A 19,582-nucleotide genomic window follows, 5' to 3' on the forward strand; every position below is an offset into this window, starting at 1 on the left:
CGATAGTTAAAGGCTTTGAATACTAGCAAAAGGCTTTGGTTCTATGGCTGTGAAGCGCTGAGCACCTCAGTGGCACCTTCAAAATCGTAACTCTCTAGCAATCTCAGCACCTCTTTTAAAGCACTCGAGTCAGGGTGTTCAATGAGTAACTCCGAAACGTATTGAGTCGCATCATTATCGTAAGCCTCGAGAAGAGATAGCAGCTTAGCGATTTGCTCAGGAGCGACCTCAGAACAGTCCGAAGTATCATCTGAACCTCTATCTGCTGTAGTTGCGCATGGTTTGCCAAAATCGCGCTCGACCGCTTCAATTAACTCCGTTAAGCCAATTTCGCCATGCTTAAGATCTTGCTCCACGCATGCCCTATTGTGAGCTCGACTTTCTAAGTCACTGAGTAATTCAGCGAGCCTCTGCCCGCCAATTGAAGCCGCCATACTTTTTAGGGTGTGTAGATTCCGCTCTAACGTCACCCACTCTTCTTGCGCTAGATTATCGAACGCCTCAGACAGCATCGATGGCGCCCCTTGGCAGAACCTATCCAACACCTTATTTTGCAAGGATGCATCGTTATTAGTGAGCTGGTCAAATTGAGCTTGTGAGAAAATAGGCAAGCCAGAGTTGTCAGAAACTGATTCATCAACTAATTTAGGCGCAGATGCTTGCCCCTCAATCAATACCTCTGGAACGATATACTTTGAGATCAAAGACGTCGCTTTATCAATAATGATCGGCTTATCCAAGAAGTCCGTTACGCCTGCGTCCCTCGCTCTTTGTTTTGCATCACTAAACACGTTTGCCGACATCGCAATAATAGGCACTGTGGTATTAAATTCACGAATCAGCCTTGTGGCCTCAAACCCATCCATGATTGGCATCTGTAGATCCATAAAGATCATTTCGTAGTCGTTGTGCTTGGCTAATGCCAGTGCTTCTTTGCCGTTTTCAGCAAGGTCGGCGTCTAACTTAGAGCGACTAAAAAAGGCTAACGCAAGATCTTGGTTTAGCTCATTATCTTCCACTAGCAGTATCTTCTGACCTTTAAACTCTATCTGATAATCCAATTGCAATTCTTGAGCTTTAAACTTCGCGAGTTCTTCATCCGTCGACCTTGCAAGTGTCACAATAAAAGAAAACTCACTGCCTTGCCCAAACTCACTCTCAACCGTAATTTGGCTACCCATCGCGTTAACAAGCTTCTGGCTAATATTGAGCCCTAACCCTGTGCCACCAAACCTGCGCGTTGTTGTTGTGTCTGCTTGGCTAAACGCTTGAAATAGTTTGTGGAGGTTCTCGTCAGAGATCCCAATACCGGTATCCACAACGCTGACTCTCATGGTCAAGTTGTTATCATTCGATTCCATTACATCGACGGTTAACGTGACGCTGCCTTTTTCGGTAAACTTAATCGCATTACCTATCAGGTTAAGTATCACTTGGAATAATCTGAGTGGGTCCCCCATAAGAGGGGTATCCAGTTCTGGGTCAACCGACATCGACAAGTTGAGCTGCTTTTCAGCGGCTTTCGATTCCATCAACTCAATCACGTCTTGAAATGTCGTTAGTGCATTAAATGGAATATTATCGATAAACAACTGACCCGCTTCTATCTTAGACAAGTCTAAAATATCGTTGATGATGCTTAACAGAGAGTGCCCAGAGCGGTGCACTTTTTCGATATAGTTGCGGGCTGTAGGGTTAGTGATCTCCCCAATCGCTAGATAAGACAAGCCAATAATTGCGTTCATTGGCGTTCTAATTTCGTGGCTCATGTTCGCCAAAAACTCTGATTTAGCCTGACTTGCGAGGTTTGCTCTCTCTTTCTCTTCAGCCAATTGCTCATTTAGACGTTTCATTTCAGAAATATCGAATGCCCAAAATAGCGTTGCGATTTCACCATCAAGCTCAAACAAGTAGTAGCTTACTAGTGCGACAAAACGAGTGCCGTCTGACTTTCTAAGCACTAACTCTTTGTTAACGACTTTTCCGTTCAGCTTGAGCTCTTTATGAATGTCATCACGAACCTCGAGAGAATCATGAATAGCAACTACATCGATAGACGAGAGTTCCTTATTTTCAACGCCAAACAAGCGTTTTGCAGTGTCATTGGCATAACGAACCTGCTCCTCAAAAACCACAGCGGCTGCGATTGGAGAACTATTTAACATGCTATAGAGCTGGTCTTGCGCCTTTTTGAGTGCCTCTGTTGCTTGATTGGCTATGCTAATCTGCTTAGCGAGTTTTCGGTTCCAGAAGACAATCAGCAAAAGAATCACTAACGAAAAAGCGGAGATGGTGTAAACCAGATGATAGTCAACTCTTTCTATCGCTTTTGGTGCCGCCCACTTCGCTGATATCTTTTGATGCTCTTCTGCAGAGATCTTATCAATAGCTTTATTCAAAATAGAAAATAGAAGAGGTTCAGATTTGATCACATGTAAGGTCGGTGACAGGAAAAAGTCGAGTCGGCCGATAATCCCAATATCTCGGTGTCCAAATGAATCAATCAAATAGTTTAAGACATCAACCGTATCGATCATTCCGTCTAAGCTTTGATCATCGAGCAAGTTCAACCCCTCAGCGGTCGAGTCAACAAATACCCACTCGACGTTTGGATACTTCTCTACTATCGCCTCAGTATTCGCTGCATTTCTTAAAATACCGATTTTCCATCCTGTCGCTTCATCGAGCACTAAGCTGCTCACCTCTCGCCTTGAGGCTATAGCTAAACGGCTTGAGAAGAGGCTGTTTACCGCTTTGACATTCTCGCCCAAGGAGCGATTTTCTTGCGCCGCAGAGACAAGTTCCACTTCTTGATGATCGACTAAACTTCGAGTCTCTGACCAATTCGCCACATCAACATGTTCAATGTTCAAGCCTGTTTTCTGCGCGATGAGTTCCAGGTAATCATCAATCATACCGATGTACTCGCCAGTACTAGAAACAGCCTCATACGGGAGTGAATTAGGATCGATACCGATTCGCACCGTTGGATTATTTTTAAGCCACTCCCTCTCATCTTCACTTAAATTTAAGATCTCTCCCGTTAAGTTATTTGCTTGATATATCTCTGCAATATACCGCTTAGCGGGTTCACCAAACGAATTAAACTGCTCTATATCTGGGAAGTAAATATGGTTTCGCTGTTGAGATCGAGTGTCAAAGTAAAAGGTCATGGAGCCCGAATTAGTAATACCACCTTTCGTGCGGTAGCTGGCGACTTTGGTCACTGATGCAAAATGGGAGGTATTGCGCTTCTCTCCAAAATCATCAACTAGGTTGCCTATGTACCAGGCTTTAATTGGGCGATTATTGTTGTCTGCTTGGGCTGTGATCACCTGAAATGAACTGTCTGTATCAAATACTTCAAAGAGCTCAGACAGGTCGTCAAAGCGGTCATTTACGATAAAATAAGCCGAGATTTGAGCAATAATACTCGCTTTCTTCAGAACCTGGCTTAGGTCACTCTGGATATGAGTCTCAATGATTTGGTTTAAACCATCATCGACTTGCTTAAGGTTGGCCACCGCAGCGTTAAATCGGTCTCTCAGTTCTTCACTCTTAAAATCGACATAGATTGGATACTCCACTCGGTAGTCATCGTGTAATCGAAGCTCTGACATTTCAATAAAGCGAGTATTAGTAATAAACCACTCCAGTACTCGCCTCTCGACCATTAAGACATCTACGCTCTGAGCTCTTAACTGTGCGAATGCCGACTCTAACGTACCGATATCTTCAACTCGTTCGATATCAACTTCCTTAGAAAGCATCTCTATCGAGTTTTTTATCGGTGAGGTGTCATCAAATAGCAGCGCCCCTAGAGACAAGCCTTTCTGAGATTTAAGATTGAGTTGGCGCCTTGCCAGCGACACAGGGACGAATTCAACGTTAATAACACTATCACTTAAAAAGTGGGCATCCGGATCGTCAGCCTGAACGCCTGAGACAAAAGAGATCGAGTTATTATTATCAATGGCCTTCCTCGCGGCACTCGGCGGCAAAGTGACAACGTCACCAAGTTTATGGCCCATATCATTCAATGCGCGCTGTATAATGTCGTGCTCCAAGCCAACAGCGGTGCTATCTGGATACATGTAAGGAGGGTTGCCAAAGCCAAACACGCCTTTGAGTGGCACACGATAAGGCGAGATATCTAACCACTTAGATAAAATTTGGTTCTCTTTGTGAACATCAAAAGAATGTATCTGTTTATTGAGTAAGGTTAGGAGTTCTACATCGCCGCTACGAACCACCATAGTGGCCTTAATTCTTTTCCAATGCTCTAACACGTAGTTGACTGCTAAGTCATGAACGCCCACCTTCTTTGCAAGATCCATAGTGGTGATAGGTTCAGCTACAATCCCTTCAACTTGACCTTCTCCTAACGCCCTGACCGCATCGATAACGTTGTTAAAATCGACGCGCTCGATAGAACTTAATTGAACACCCGCTTTTTTTAAGTCAATGTTTTCATTAACCATAGCAATTCGGCGCTTACGGTTTTGGTCCAAACTCGTAGTAAGTTTATTATCAATAGGGACAATCACCGCAACCTGATAAGGGATATACGGGTCACTCGAAAGAAAGCGCCCTCCATCACTTGGATCAAACTGTTGGAAAGGAAAAACATCACCTCGTCCATCAAGCAGTGCAGCTTTGGCTTCACTGCGCGAGCTGACGCTTATAAACTTCACATGAACGCCAAACCGCTCTTCAAGATCCTCTGTCCAATCTTTAATAATGCCCGACACCTTCCCATTGTCGTCAAGGAAGGAGTATGGGTAATGGTTAGTAAGGGCTATAAAGGTCACTGAAGGCTTGTTGTCTAACCAACCCTCTAGCTCTGCATCAGTCACTTCAAAGGCATAAGCACTGCCAACAAACATAAGCACGGACAGCAACCATACCGTGAATGAAATCACTGAACTTTTTAGCCTCGACATAAAAACACGACATCTATTGGATCGATTACTCATCTTTGAATTTTTCTTTAATCGCTAAGATCTTAGGTAGATTTTCAAACAGCAATTCAACGATTCTAGGATCGAAATGTTTGCCCTTTTGCTCTTCAAACAAGGCCAGCGCTTCATCTACGCTCCAAGCTTTTTTATACGGTCTCTCTGCTGTCAGGGCATCAAACACATCCGCTACCGCTGCGATGCGCCCTACCAGAGGGATCTCCTCGCCTGCTATTTGATTTGGGTAGCCGCTGCCATCCCACTTTTCATGGTGATACTGCGCGACTTGAATAGCCATTCGCATCAATTTAGAGTCACTTTGCCTGCCGAGTATCTCAACACCGTATTCGACGTGCTTTTGCATGATTGCCCATTCGCCAGCATCCAACTTACCTGGCTTGAGCAGCACGCTGTCGGGGATACCAATCTTACCGATGTCGTGCATCGGCGCTGCGTCTCGTAGGGTCTCGGCATCTTCGTCTGTCATACCCAGTGCCTTCGCCAATATTTCACAATAGTGGCTCATACGCATAACGTGCATGCCCGTTTCATTGTCTTTGAATTCAGCCGCCCTACCCAAAATATTCAGAGTCTCTAACTTACCAAGATTGATCTCTTGGGTTTTCTCTTTCACTTGGCTAAATAGCGCTCGCTGTTGGTCATACAAAGCAATATGAGTCTTCACACGTTGCAGCGCGATCTCAGGTGTGATCGGCTTAGTAAGGTAATCAACAGCGCCTAAAGATAGCCCTTTCACTTCGGCTTCAGGGTCTATTTTGGCGGTCACAAATATAATGGGAATATGCGCGGTATTCGGCTGTGCTTTTAGTTGTCGACACACTTCATAGCCGTCAATATCGGGCATCATGATATCGAGAAGAATCAGGTCTGGCTGAGGGACCATTTTGGCAATTTTAATACCAATGGTTCCGTTAATAGCTACCTTAACTTGGTAGGTATCTTTGAGTATTGCCGTTAACACATCCAAGTTACTTGGGGTGTCATCCACGACTAGCACTATTGGTTTACGACTCATTGATACCTCGTATAAAAATCAAACAGTTATAACCCAAGTGTAGGACGTTTTTGGAATGCAAGGCACAAAAAATGGCAAATGATTTTGAAAAATGAAGAGCAGATCTTCGAGTGACATCAAACTATCACTTTCGATGTAGAAACCTGTCAATATTACGTCGATTAAGTGGTTATAAATAAAAGAGAAATCATAAATACAACCTTGCAACTAAGGTTGATTACCTAAAAAAAGAGCGCCTCATATGGGAGCTCTTTCTTTGGATCAAAGGGTAGTTGACTAACGACCAGAGTAGTACATACAGACTCGGACACCATCAAACTCACGAATCTCAAATGGAATCTCGTAAATCGATTCCATTACTGACTTTTCTACCACCTCAGAAACCTTACCAGATTTCACTACTTGGCCTTTTTTCATCGCTACGATGTTGTCTGAATAGCAAGAAGCAAAGTTGATGTCGTGAATCACAATAACGATCGCTTTATTGAACTCATGCGCCAAACGACGCAGCGTCTGCATGATTTCAACAGAGTGCTTAATATCAAGGTTGTTAAGGGGCTCATCTAAGAAGACATAGTCGGTGTCTTGTGCGACAACCATAGCAATAAATGCCATTTGACGCTGACCACCACTGAGCTCATCAAGGTATTTGTTTTGAATATCAGTAATACCTAAATGCTCTAGAGCTGTATCAACAATCTTGTTGTCTTCGTCTTTCAAGCGACCTTGCGAGTGCGGGAAACGGCCAAAGCAAACCAATTCACGAATCGTAAATCGCATATTGATGTTGTTTGACTGTCTGAGTACCGCCAGGTGCTTTGCTAGCTCTTTGGTATCCCACTCAGCAAGCAGCTTATCGCCAATTAGCACTTCACCGGCATCACTCTCTGTTAGGCGGCTGGCCATTGAAAGCAGCGTACTTTTACCCGCACCGTTTGGGCCAATAATAGAAGTCACTTCCCCTTTTGGGAACATAGCGCTGGCATCGTCCACAACCAGTGACTTGCCATACTTCTTACTTAAACCTGTTAATTTAATCACTACTTACTACCTTTACTGAATTCTGGTGCGCAACAACAAGAACATAAAATACAAACCGCCGACCAAGTTAATGATCACACTGACTGTGGTTTCAAACGCCATCACTTTTTCAATGAACCATTGGCCAGACACGAGTAGAACCACCGCTAATAAGCTACTTGCAAGAATAAGTACACGGTGTTGATACGAGCTAAATATCTGGCGCGCTAGGCTGACCGTGATTAAGCCGAAGAAAAGCACGGGGCCAACCAAAGCAGTCGATACCGCGACCATCACTGATACGATCACCAAAATCATCTGAGTTAGTCGCTTGGTATTTACACCTAAACTTGTCGCGTTATCGACGCCCAACCACAGAACATCCAACTTTGGAGCTAACACCCAAAGCCCAAGCAAACACAAACCTAACGGAAGAATACTCAGGTAAACCAGCTCGCTTTTCACATTGTTGAAACTGGCAAACATGACGTTCTGCAGCACTGCAAACTCGTTCGGATCAATTAGCATCGCTAAGAAGTTCGATAGGCTCGAGAACACGCTGCCACAAACAATACCGATCAGCAGCAGGGTAAATACGTTGTTACGCTTGCTCTTAAAGTAAAAATGGAACAGAGCAAACGAGAACAAGATCATCACAGATACAGATAGGCCGAAGTTTGCAATGGAATCAATCACCCAAAAGCTCGTGCCTCCAAATACAAATAACAACGACGTTTGAACCAACATGTACAAACTATCAAAGCCCAAGATTGAAGGGGTGAGAATCCGGTTGTTGGTAATGGTTTGGAAGACCAGTGACGATGCAGAAATCGCCACAGCCGCCAGTACGATGGACAACAACTTAGGCATTCGTAGCGACAAGAAAAATTCGTAGTTATCCCAGGTTAGCCCCTGTCCTACAAAAATAGCCGTCATACCCAAAGACGCGATAGCCAGAATCGCGATTTTTATTGAATCACGCATTCGACTTGTCTCTCATGATTAGGTAAATAAAAATCAAGCCACCGAAGATGCTGATGACCATAGAGATTGGAATCTCATAAGGGAAGATGACAATTCGAGCTAACAAGTCACAAGCCAGCACCAAGATCACGCCCCAGTATGCTGTCCAAGGCAGGATTCGCTTCATGTTGTCACCCATCATCAGCGATACAATGTTTGGCACGATAAGACCAAGGAAAGGAATGACGCCAACGATCATCACCACTGAAGACGCGCATATCGCCACCAAAGCAACACCAATGAACACGATCTTCTGGTAGTTCAAGCCGATATTCTTTGCAAAGCTCTCACCAATACTCGCCGCGCTGAACTGACTTGCGAAATAGTAAGCCAACATACAAGCCGGGACGGCAAGGTACAGAATTTCATAACTTCCCTGTAATACGCTCGCGAAGTTCGCCATAGTCCAAGCAGACATGGTTTGTACTAGGTCGTACTTGTAAGCAATAAACGTTGTCAGTGCTGAAACCACGTTGCCATACATGATGCCAATCAAAGGCACTAGCACCGCATTCTTGAACTTAAGGTGCTGTAAGAAGCGAACCAACAACATGGTGCCAAACACTGCAAACGCGAAGATGAAACCCAGGTAGCTCCATTGAGCTGCACTACCTAACACCAGAATACCAACGATGTAGCCCAACATGGCACAGTCAATCGTGCCCATCGTAGACGGTGCTGCGAACTTATTCTGCACAATCTGCTGCATGATTAAGCCAGAGACACTTAGACCAGCGCCTGCGAGCACAATGGCAAGCAAACGAGGGATTCGACTCACGATATAAATAGAGTTGGCGTGTTGGTTGCCGTTAAAGAAGTCACTAAAACTGATTTCAGCGACCCCTATCATCAATGACGCAACGCATAACACGACAAGAAATACAGCAGCTGCAATGGGTTTCAACATAGAAATAATACTAAAGGTAGGTCTCGGGTAGCCCGTATAAAAAGTGAAAAAGGGCTTATAAGAACGTTTCTTATAAGCCCGAAAAACTCATTAAAATTTACTGTTGAATGGTACGTTCAATGTCACCCAACATTCTGTGGATTGCTGTTACACCACCACCTGCTAGGTACCATGCACTTGAATCAAGGTAAACGATGTTGCCTTGCTGTGCTGCTGGAGTCGCCGCAACTAATGGGTTGTCAAACAGTTGAGGTGCACGACCTTCAGAGCGGCCAATCGCTTTTTCACGATCTAGGATGTAAAGCACTTCAGGTTTTGCATCCGCAATGTACTCAAAAGAGATAAGGTTACCGTGCGTGCCTTTGATTGGTGCGACTGTCGCACTCTTTGACTCAACGTAACCAAAATCATCAAAGATGATAGAGAAGCGGCTGCCTTTGTTGAACATCGCAATATTGTTACCGTTGTTCATTAGCATCATCGCCGTCGTTTCACCCAAGGTTACTTTGTCATTCACAGCAGTAATTGAGCCTTGAGTCTCTTTGATGATAGCTTCCACTTCAGCCTGCTTACCAAATAACTCACCCAGTGAACGCCAATTTTGTTGAGCATCAGCCCAGTACTTATCACCTTCAATAGAGAACATGATCGTCGGAGCAATTTGAGCTAACTTGTCGTAAACCTTAAGCATGCGGTTTTCCGCAATGATTACGTCTGGCTTCAACATGTAGATAGCTTCAAAATCAGGTTCGCTTAACGAGCCCGTGTTTTTCGTTGTTTCTTTGTATGACTCAAGGTAATCAGGCATTAGGCTGTGAGGTGCACCGACTGGCTTTACGCCAATTTTATCAAGTACATCCAAGCTACCAAAACCAAGAACAACAACTCGTTGTGGTACTTCAGTAAACTGCGCGGTGCCCTTTACGTGTTCGATAGTCACGGTTTCCGCATGAGCGGTCATCAGCGATGATGCAAGAACGATGGCAAGCCCGCTCACTAACTGGCGAACTGATTTGATTGTTTTCTTCATGTTTCTTCCTTTGCCATTGAGACAAACCACCACTCATGACAATGAAAGTCAGAATACTCATAGGTGAGCCTGGGGCGTACACAACTGCTAGATAACTATAATTTAAAGTCTGTCATTGTTTTGACAACAAACTTGTAACGCAAGTGAGAATTATTATCAATTATATTTGCAGTTATTTAGGTACACAACAACTTTGTTATTCAGAAACGTAAAAGTGATTATTCATATTTTGCTAAGCGACTATCCAAAAAGAACATAGCTGTACAGCATTGAAGAACAGAAAGGATAAATAGCAATCACATTGAGGAAAGAATGGAAGATAAGTAGATAAGGCTGAAAATTTCAACGAGTGATATCACTATGAGTCACAACATACGCGCCTTAAGCCTTGAACAAGGAGAGAAATTTACAATGTAAAACTTCTATATAACAGCAAGTTAATTGCAAGTGACAAAATAAGAAGACAGAAAGCGCTTGTGAAGAGCTTATCTTTAAAAAGCACAGGCAGTGACACCGCTAAAGAAAAAGTAAGTCCCTACTCATTCCTCTCTTTCCTGCTAAATAACGGTGATATTTCAATCAAAATTATTTTCAAATTTAATTACAAATAGGGTTGTAATTTAAAAAACTAGGCGTATAGTCCTTCACCTGGCTCTAATCTATAGAGCTGTTAATGCTAAAGTAAGTCCAAGTTCCACAAAGACAGTTCTCGATACCTCGTTACACCATCTCTGCGTCAGCTTTCACCTAGATAGTCATTCAATAGCTTTTTAATTCGATCCTAATTCTCGATCTATCGTCGTTCGCTTTCTTATATGCGAATCCAGATTAGATCGTTCACTTAAATACAAATGTAATAAACACAAGGCAAAGTTATGTCACGAAGAACAACACGACAAATCCATTGGTACCAACTATCACGCGATAAATCAGTCAATAAACTAAAAGGTAATAAATGCTCAAGATCAAAATAGACTTACACAAAGAACAACTTTCATGGGTCGCCGAGATTCGACAGCTCAATAGCGATATACTCCACCGCCACATATTGCCCAAGCTACAACACAACAGTTATCTCATCGACTTTGAATTTAACGAAAGAGACAGCATCGGAACTATCGTTTCGCGCAACGGAAACACCCTAGGACATTTCACACTCCTATAGCTTTTCCCCTCAGGCAATAGAAAGAAACACAGTTAGTCCCACAGATATCACCCTCAATTCGCTCTAGCAGAACAAAATAGAGTAGAACTGGAACAAAATAGAAACCTAGCCCTTTTGCATTTCACTCGCGGCTTACGCTAGCTAGGTTATCGTGTTTTCATTGGATAGACGCTTGTATTGAAAGCGTAGAATTGGAAAGCGTTACGTTAAATGGACGCTTCTGATGAAACCAACTTCTATTTCAACTCGCTCTTCTTGAAATCAATTAATACCGAACCTTGAATCATCAATGACACATTATCATTGAGTTAACGGCATAGACCTTAACTTTTGATCAAGACTATATAGATGTTCTGCAGCTTGCATGTGTTGAGGGTAATCACTGAACTTTTCGCGATTTTCTTCAGTCATCTTACATGTTTCATCTACCAGCATTAACTTCCAGTAAAGCTTCGTAGTGTGCAGCATAGCCAATAAAGGTTTGAATACCTCTTTCTCATAGGCCTGCATCAACTCCTCAATCAACTCATCACGCTCATCTTCACTTGCGATAGAAGTCTTGGTCGCTTCCAATACCTTTTGATATTTAGGGTTTAACTTGAGCTTTTCTATCACGCTTTGATTGTCTTCAGCTAACTCAACCAGATTTAAGCGAATGATATTCACCCAATTAGCTTGGCTAATCACACCCTCATCAACGTTTGAAAAATCTTCACGAATTTGGCGTTCAATATCTTTCTGGGCGTTTTTTAAAACAGTACGCACCTTTTGAAAAGGCAACTGAAATTCCTTACTTAGCTCGATAATCAGTTTATGAAAACCACCATTTGGAAGGTGTAAGTTTTCCTTAAACATCGCCATTGCAGCTTCTTGCTGTTCTGTAAGGTGGGTCATTCTCTTTCCTTTTCTTTCAAACTCATGGTGCTATCTCTCGATCATACCATTATTGGCAGCGATTTTTCGGTTACTTCACAGGGTTAACCGAGTTGTGCGCTTAAATTCCCTTGCCCCTCGTTAACTTGGTTTATTTTTAAGCTAAATGGCATTAAATGGTAAGTTTGCTCTGGCGAATATTTGTACATTACGCACTTAGGGGAGACAGCCAGACAGGAGCGTCGTTACTTACCTAGCATAACAACAGCGAGAAATGAGAGAAAAACCATGACCTATTCAGAGTACAAAGAATCCGATTTACACAAGTGCGTAAACATTGCTTGCGAAGCAACGGTCTCAATTGCCAAGTTTGTCTTTAAAGCTACCACCCTTTTATTACGATTTTTCCGCTGGCTTATAGTGAAGACTTACAACTATGTCATGAAGTAACGATAGTTATTATCTCAATGCTTCCTTTCCAAACATCAAGCGCGCCCTTTTAGGTCGCGCTTTTTTTATGTCTAGATTTTTAGCTCATTTTTATATGTCTAGTTTATAAGCACTTTTATCATCGATGGCGTTAAATGGTAAAACTGTTCTTCGAATAAAAACCATACTACACCTGTTCCAACGAAACAGACTTCTAACTTATACAGGTACTAAAATGAAAAAGATTGCACTTAAAATTGTAGGACTAACGGTTTTGGCTTCTGCGCTAACTGGTTGTATCGGCAGTAACGCCGTAACAGGGAAAGTGATGAAATTTAACGTTGAAGTTGTCGATAACCGCTATGCTCGTGCAGGTGTGAACTTCCTATTAGCGCCTGTGTACGGTATTACGACAGCAGCCGATTATGTGGTATTCAACTCTCTTGAATTCTGGACAGGCAAAAACCCTATCAGTGGCGCACCACACGTATTTGACACCAAAACAGACACTCACTTCAAGGTTAACGATGACCTGGACCCAAGCCTCAAAGAAGCGCCTGTAGGTCCAATCTCAAACAACCGCACGATTGAAACTGGTGAGATGATTAAGATCGATGAAAATACTATCCAAATGGACATCGTTTACAACAGTGGTGAGACCGCAACACTTACTGGTATCAAAGAGGGTCAAAACGTGACTTACTACATGGACGGCCAGCTAGTATCGCAAACCACTATTGCTGAATTAGAGAAAATACAAGCGACTGCATCATAAGGTTTGATCTCTGAGAAGCAGTAAAAAGCCCGGCATTGCTAAGCAATTACCGGGCTTTTTTATACACGCTCTAATCTGATTGGGACTGGGCCAGCCGAATACTGACTAAACTTGCCACCATAATAGCTAGGTAAAAACTACCAATTATCGATTCCATAAACACAAAAAATTGAGCGATCGGTAAAGCGGGTGAAATGTCTCCATACCCTACCGTTGTCAAAGTGATAAAGCTGAAATACATCGCATTAAACAAGTTCGTTAGCCAAATTTGTTCTTCTAAACCATTAAATGCGTTAGGGAAGATCTCTAAAATTAACAGATAGATAGTCGACCACGCGAAGCCCAACAGCAAATAAATACAAATGGAACCTATGATGTGATTGGGGGTGACGGTTTTCGCTTGTATTACCTGCTTTAAAGCCGAGTAAATATGTGAAAACAGAAATACCGCTAGCGCCGATAATGTCACTATCGACAAGTTGTAACCTTCTAAGAAGGAAAACACACCCGACACCGACGCTGTAATCAACAACAACCCATACCAGGAGCGATACAAAGAACGCTCTTTATGAATGCCGACAATCGAAACCGCTAAGGTAATGATGATCAAAAATAGAATCGTTTTTTGGCCTTGCGGATAAAACTGCTGCATCACCGCGCAACCAAAAAACAACACCAACAGTGCATAAAATAAGAAGTAGAAGTTGTCGTCTTTCGAGACTGCCTTCATTTATTTCTCCTCGGTCTCTGCTTGCTTTGCCTCAGCTTCTTCTTGGTTTTTATCTTCAAGCCCAAGCCACGCCATCATCAACTCGTAGGTCAAACTCAGAATCACGGCACCAACAAACAAACCGACGATTCCTGACATCGCCATTCCGCCAAGTGCACCCAATAAAATAACCAGCATTGGAATATGAGAACCGCGGCTCAGTAGTACAGGTTTCAAGATAGCGTCACTACCACTCACCAGAATACACCACACCAAGAACAAGCTAGCAGCCAACGTTGATTCAACGCTGAACATGTAGATAATTGCAGGTAACAGAGCCAGAATCGGTGGAAGTTGAATAATTGCAATTAACAATACCGCCAGCGCCCATAACGCGGCAGCAGGTACGCCCGCAATGACTAGACCAATTGCTGACATAATAGACTGAATGACAGCAACACCTATCACACCTTGAACTACGCTGCGTACCGTTGTCTTAGACAGTTGCACCAGTTCAACACCTTTGCCATCCGTTAAGCGAGCCACTAAGTGCGTTACACCCGTTTGACATTTGTCGGCATTACTCATAAATGCGCCAGCGATAATGGTCGAGATAATGAATTGAATAAAGCCACCGCCAAGAGAACCTAATATCGAAGCCGCTTTAGTAGCAAATACCTTAAGTTCTTCCGCATACTTAATAAACACCCCCTCAATATTTGAAGAGGCATGAACCAAGGCGGCATACACTTTTTCACCGATGAATGGGATCTCTTGTATGGACTCTTTTGGTTTCGGCAGAGACAAGGTTCCGTCCTGAAGCCCTGTCATTAAGTCGGATGCACTGGTGTAGATGCCTGATGAAAGAGCGACTAAAGGAATCAACAGCAACAACACACCAATAAAGCTCAATAATGCGCTGGCTTTACCTTTCGACATTCCGGTTTTATTTGAAATCGCCACCGCTACTGGATAAAGCGCAGTCGCAATAATCGCACCCCACACTACCAATAGAATGAATGGGCGTAGAATTGAAAAACACCAATAGACTAGCATCGCAATGGCAGCAATCTTTATTGCGGCATCAATCGCCTGTTTAGAAAAATCATCGGTTAACTTCATGGGACGTCCTTGTTAGGGCAAAAATTAAGTCTGGTTTTGTAAAAACTTCCAATTCCTAGTTTCAAGGAAGAGCGAAGCCAAAATCATATAAATTCCAATCAACACTAATTGGAATATGCGTATAAATGTGTTGCTGTCGATATCGCCTGAGCTCATCAATGTGCTCCCGACCAGCACTAATAAAGTACTGAATGCAGTCGCGAAAATCGGCGCTTTTTCTGGAACGGTATATATCTTGGTCGCCATAAGAATGGCGATCAAACCAATAAACAAAGAATAGAAGACAATATTAGGAACAATAGAAAGAATTGAGAAAGCCGCAATCGCTAACAAGCCCCCAATACCATTACTGATCACCAGAAACGCACTCAACTTTATCGATTTCTCTGACGTAATCATTAACGATAACAATGCAATAAACATCATTGTCAGTAACGCTTCAGAGATTTGAAAAATAAAGAAAAAACACACAACAGGGTAAGAGATAATCATCGCCCTAAAGGCCGCATACCAACGCTGCTTCTTATCAAGTGGCGCTGCCGCAAAACCGGAAAACTCTGACTTAGGTTCAGGGAAAAACACATGTACCAAAGCAAAGATCATGACTGAAACCACACCCGAGGTTGCCAAGCCTGATGCCAGTAGCACAGAAACACCTGGGTTATCAATCGCCATGAATGGAAGCATCAATACAGCAATTAATAAGACGGTAGCGAACAGATTCCATTTAGGGTCAACAAACAAGTAATAGCCCCACAGCATCATCAAACCCACCAATATCAACAGAGGGATGGGATAATGCGTAATACCGCGAGACAACAACAAACCTAACGCCATAGTGGTAACCACCGCCAACAAAAGCTCGTAAACGGTTTCTTTATGCAAATTAGGTTTGTCGATTAAAAACTTAGCGGTGAATACCGGTGCGACGAACGCAAGTGGCCAGTTGATCCATGCCGCCAAAAAGACAGCCAACGTGACCCCGACGGTATACCGCAGGATCCGTTGCTGTGTTTGTTGGTCGAGTACGGGCTTATCGGACATAAGACAATACACTTATAATTCGAATCCAAACTTTACCTATTGCGTTGAAAACAAAGTTATCACCGCTATAGACAATGACATCGGCCTGACCACCGACACGCAACATACCTTGCATCGCATCACGTTCAAACTCGATAGTAATTGGCAACATTTGAGTTTGACGCAACCAGCCTGTTTGTTGGCTCGCTTGAGCAAGCTTACCTGCCTGATCGTTTTGCCCCCAATCGACCCCCCAATCGATACTGCTCACACGGCCCTTAACAATTTTGCCTGGAGCAAAATCCAGAGCCACTTCCACTTCATCACCAACCGTGACATTACCTAAGCTATTTTCTCGATAGTAAGCTTCGATCCAGATGTCTTCCGTCGACACAAACGTCATGATCGCCTGACCTGCGGAAGCATAGAAACCTTCGGATAGGCTGAAGTTAGACACACCGCCTTGCGTTGGCGCTTTGATAACAGTACGTTCAAGGTTCAACTGAGCTTGTTCAAGCGCCAATAATGCTGCTTTCACTTGGCTGTTTTCTTCACCCTGTTTACCCATTTGTTGCTTAGCACGTTCCAAATCCGCTTCAGCATTGGTCACGTTAGCTCGTGCTGTTGCCAAAGCCGCTCGAGCTTCGTCTGCATCCGATTTGGAAACCACACCTTTGTCTGCCATCTCCAAGATACGCTTGGCCTGCAGCTGAGTATTTTGTTTCTCAACCAAAGCAGAAGTGAGCTTAGCCTGTGCAGAAGCAATACTTGCGGTTTGAGCACCGACATTTTGCCCTGCAATTTCAAGATTCTGCTCTGCTTGCTGTACCGCAATTCGATAATCTGAGTCATCGAGAACGGCTAACGTGTCACCTTGATTAACCAGTTGATTGGGCTGAACCAAAATGTCCAACACTTTGCCTGACACCTCAGGCTTAACAGGAACAATGTAACCTTTAACACGAGCATTATCGGTAATTGGAATAATTCGATCGGCAATGATGCTGAACAACAGTGTGAATGCGACGAAAGCGAGCAGATAATTGGTTACCTTTCTCACTTTATCTTTGCCCTGTTCCGGCTGAGCGCTTTCTTCTTTTACATCCTGCTTGTTCCCTTCGACTTCTGACATGGGACTCCCTTCTCAATAACTAAAATCAACAAAATTAATACCTTAAAAATAAACCTGACCATGGAAAACTCAAGTAATTAGGGTTAGATTTACTAAACAAAGTGTCGTAAATGATATGCACGTCCAATTATGTATCAATACACAAGGATTGATTGATCATGGCCAATAGCCCCTATCAAGTACCAGTAATACAAACCAGTTACGCCAAGATCTTAGTGCAAATATTCACGGACCATGGGCTAGATCTACACAAGCTACTCGAAGACTCAGGGCTGCCGCCGGACCTGATAGAGTCAGAAAGTGACTTTGTGCCATCAGAGTCGATCAAGCGATTGATTTATCTAACGTCGTCACAATTGGGGGTATCCCGCTTTACGGATGTACTTGGTCTTGCTTTCAGACGAAGAATCATCCCATATGTCTTGCATCAATTTACCGAGTTCGAAACCATTGGCGACGCACTAAAACACATCAACACAATCTTCGCTTATGACTCTCCAGGCAGCAGTGTCGATTTCGTTGTCGAACACGGGCAGAGCTGGTTTTGCCGAACATCGCGAGACGAGCCTTCATCTATGTTCCAATGGGGCGAAGTGTTTGCCATCACCTACATCATTGATCTGATCACGATTTTATCTCAATCGCCTTGGCAACCTACCAAGTTACGTTTGCAAGGGCATGACACCGATATCGTCAAAACCTTGGTTCCGAGCAATTGCCAGTTGTTTATTGACCACAGTTCAACCGCCGTGATGATCCCAGATGAGATTCTACAACTGCCAATTCGCCTCACAGCTAAAGACTTAAGTAATAAGCCTGCTATCGTTGAATGGCACACCAGCTTTACCGACAGCGTTTATGAACTGCTCCAACCCTATATGAAAGAGCAAGACCTCTCGCTTGAAGAGGCGGCGGAGCTGCTTAATTTCTCAGTGAGAACCTTTCAACGTAAGCTTAAAAACGAAAACACGACCTATCGAAAAATTAAAGAGAACCTGATGTTTTCCGTAGCCTGTGAGCTGATGGAAGAGGGCCACACCCTGACCTACATCTCTAGCCAATTGGGTTACACCAACATTTCGCATTTCTCACGTGCTTTTAAGCGCGTTTCAGGACTGACGCCAAAAATTTATCAACGCTCAATCTCTGGCTAGAAACCTTCCTACCAGAATCTCTTCCCAGCCTGAAGATAGTTGCTCCAGAAAGGGAAGAGAATGGTGGTAACACTATATCCAGCTACCCTAAAACGATAGGTGTCGGGTAGCCTGAGCTAGAACTACATACTCGGTTTCGGCCATTACCTTTGGCACGGTAAAGCGCCCTATCTGCACTGCGATAAGTCGCTTCAGCTTGAGCCTGTATTTCAGACACCCCACTGCTCACAGTTAGGCTCAAGGTCGTTCCTTTGGTAATCACTTCTTTCAATCGATACATGGCTTCAAACGCATCGGCCAGGTTGGTCTCTGGCATTAGGATGGCAAACTCTTCACCACCCACTCGTGCCACAATGTCAGTCTCACGGCTGTTGTTTCTCAGTAGTTCTGCCACCTCTTTAAGTGCCGCGTCACCTTGGTCATGACCATGATTATCATTAATGGCTTTAAAATGATCTAAATCGATCAATGCCAAACAAGAATGTGTATAGCCGTAACGCTCCGCGAGATTTGCATAGTGGTTCAAATCTCTATCGAAACGGCGTCGGTTCCAACAACCAGTTAGTGAATCGGTTTCCACCAGCACTCTTAAACGACGCTCTAAAACCTTTCGTTTGCTGATATCGGTAAACGTGACCACGTACTTTTCGTTATGTGGTAATAGTTCCGAGAGTTTTTCAACCACCACGTTAACCGTGAAATGCTCGCCAAGGCGGCTAACACCGCTCAACTCCCCTTTCCACCTTTTGTTTTGTTTAAGGGAAGTAGCGATGGTCGATACCAGACCGCTGTTATTCATAAAACAGAGATCAGAAATGGGGCGAGCTTCGACCTGGTCAAACGCATAACCAGAGACTCGAGAAAACTGCTGATTAACCTGAATTATTCTCAATTGACTATCGAGGACAATAAAGCCAGCCACGCCATCAATGATCGCCTCAGACAGACTGTTCTGGCTTTGATTAACTTCGTGTCGATACAAGCGGGCTGTGCTCAATGTGCATAAGAGAAATAGCGCGCACACGGAAAAAACCATGGCTGCAGTGGAAGCGATGCTCAGCAACCACAAGCTAACTAACGTATTTAAGACAAGCACAGAGACAACGTAAAACGGTGCTCTGCGATCAAAACTTAACTTGTTCATAATGTGCTCGGGTGATGGACAGAGCGCTATGATGACTAAGTTTTACCAACAAGATTTACCATTTTACGACACATACAAATTC

General features: G+C 43.6%; 15 protein-coding genes. 3 read left to right on the top strand and 12 right to left on the bottom strand.

All coding sequences use genetic code 11. The features are described from left to right. Nucleotides 1-41: 41 nt before the first annotated feature. The 6 genes from F0228_RS21890 to F0228_RS21915 form a co-directional block, all read right to left on the bottom strand. Nucleotides 42-4,943, bottom strand: a complete 4,902-nt coding sequence (locus tag F0228_RS21890) for a transporter substrate-binding domain-containing protein (protein ID WP_171762742.1) — start codon at nucleotides 4,941-4,943, stop codon at nucleotides 42-44. A 25-nt stretch (nucleotides 4,944-4,968) separates the two neighbouring features. Beyond that, complete coding sequence (locus F0228_RS21895; protein WP_105058333.1) at nucleotides 4,969-5,994, bottom strand: two-component system response regulator; 1,026 nt, start codon at nucleotides 5,992-5,994, stop codon at nucleotides 4,969-4,971. A 276-nt stretch (nucleotides 5,995-6,270) separates the two neighbouring features. Continuing rightward, nucleotides 6,271-7,035: an ATP-binding cassette domain-containing protein gene (locus F0228_RS21900; protein WP_061032327.1), complete on the bottom strand. Its 765-nt coding sequence runs from the start codon at nucleotides 7,033-7,035 to the stop codon at nucleotides 6,271-6,273. A 12-nt stretch (nucleotides 7,036-7,047) separates the two neighbouring features. Beyond that, on the bottom strand, nucleotides 7,048-7,998 hold the full coding sequence (locus F0228_RS21905) for an iron chelate uptake ABC transporter family permease subunit (protein WP_105058334.1): 951 nt from the start codon (nucleotides 7,996-7,998) through the stop codon (nucleotides 7,048-7,050). Beyond that, nucleotides 7,991-8,944 carry an iron chelate uptake ABC transporter family permease subunit gene (locus F0228_RS21910; RefSeq protein WP_171731443.1) on the bottom strand — a complete coding sequence of 318 codons (954 nt, stop codon included), beginning with the start codon at nucleotides 8,942-8,944 and terminating at the stop codon, nucleotides 7,991-7,993. The genes F0228_RS21905 and F0228_RS21910 overlap by 8 nt, the downstream gene beginning before the upstream one ends. Nucleotides 8,945-9,041: 97 nt before the next feature. Next, on the bottom strand, nucleotides 9,042-9,974 hold the full coding sequence (locus tag F0228_RS21915; RefSeq protein ID WP_061032324.1) for an ABC transporter substrate-binding protein: 933 nt from the start codon (nucleotides 9,972-9,974) through the stop codon (nucleotides 9,042-9,044). 955 nt (nucleotides 9,975-10,929) lie between these two features. Here F0228_RS21915 and F0228_RS21920 point away from each other — a divergent pair. Beyond that, complete coding sequence (locus tag F0228_RS21920; protein WP_008216316.1) at nucleotides 10,930-11,139, top strand: hypothetical protein; 210 nt, start codon at nucleotides 10,930-10,932, stop codon at nucleotides 11,137-11,139. 300 nt (nucleotides 11,140-11,439) lie between these two features. On the opposite strand, the gene F0228_RS21925 is transcribed toward F0228_RS21920, so the two are convergent. Continuing rightward, nucleotides 11,440-12,033, bottom strand: coding sequence for a hypothetical protein (locus F0228_RS21925; protein ID WP_171731441.1), 594 nt, complete (start codon nucleotides 12,031-12,033; stop codon nucleotides 11,440-11,442). Between the two features lie 643 nt (nucleotides 12,034-12,676). Here F0228_RS21925 and F0228_RS21930 point away from each other — a divergent pair. Beyond that, the gene (locus F0228_RS21930; protein WP_008216319.1) at nucleotides 12,677-13,216 is read left to right on the top strand and encodes a DUF3332 domain-containing protein; all 540 of its coding nucleotides are present in this window, start codon (nucleotides 12,677-12,679) and stop codon (nucleotides 13,214-13,216) included. A 70-nt stretch (nucleotides 13,217-13,286) separates the two neighbouring features. On the opposite strand, the gene F0228_RS21935 is transcribed toward F0228_RS21930, so the two are convergent. The 4 genes from F0228_RS21935 to F0228_RS21950 are packed head-to-tail and all read right to left on the bottom strand — an operon-like array spanning nucleotide 13,287 to nucleotide 17,202. Then, nucleotides 13,287-13,946: a potassium channel family protein gene (locus tag F0228_RS21935; RefSeq protein ID WP_061032322.1), complete on the bottom strand. Its 660-nt coding sequence runs from the start codon at nucleotides 13,944-13,946 to the stop codon at nucleotides 13,287-13,289. Beyond that, nucleotides 13,947-15,047: an AI-2E family transporter gene (locus F0228_RS21940; RefSeq protein WP_061032321.1), complete on the bottom strand. Its 1,101-nt coding sequence runs from the start codon at nucleotides 15,045-15,047 to the stop codon at nucleotides 13,947-13,949. Nucleotides 15,048-15,071: 24 nt separating this feature from the next. Next, on the bottom strand, nucleotides 15,072-16,091 hold the full coding sequence (locus tag F0228_RS21945; protein ID WP_061032320.1) for a DUF2955 domain-containing protein: 1,020 nt from the start codon (nucleotides 16,089-16,091) through the stop codon (nucleotides 15,072-15,074). After that, complete coding sequence (locus tag F0228_RS21950; protein WP_061032319.1) at nucleotides 16,081-17,202, bottom strand: HlyD family secretion protein; 1,122 nt, start codon at nucleotides 17,200-17,202, stop codon at nucleotides 16,081-16,083. Before F0228_RS21950 ends, F0228_RS21945 begins: the two co-directional genes overlap by 11 nt. A 158-nt stretch (nucleotides 17,203-17,360) precedes the next feature. On the opposite strand from F0228_RS21950, the gene F0228_RS21955 reads away from it, so the two are divergent. Continuing rightward, a complete protein-coding gene (locus tag F0228_RS21955; protein ID WP_171762743.1) occupies nucleotides 17,361-18,356 on the top strand; it encodes a helix-turn-helix domain-containing protein in 996 nt (331 codons plus the stop codon). Nucleotides 18,357-18,438: 82 nt separating this feature from the next. Here F0228_RS21955 and F0228_RS21960 read toward each other — a convergent pair whose 3' ends face one another. Then, nucleotides 18,439-19,500 (bottom strand): sensor domain-containing diguanylate cyclase, encoded by a 1,062-nt coding sequence (locus tag F0228_RS21960; protein ID WP_171731440.1) that lies wholly within the window; start codon nucleotides 19,498-19,500, stop codon nucleotides 18,439-18,441. Nucleotides 19,501-19,582: the final 82 nt, after the last annotated feature.

Source organism: Vibrio sp. 99K-1, from assembly GCF_013114585.1.
Taxonomy (GTDB): Bacteria; Pseudomonadota; Gammaproteobacteria; order Enterobacterales; family Vibrionaceae; genus Vibrio; species Vibrio chagasii_B.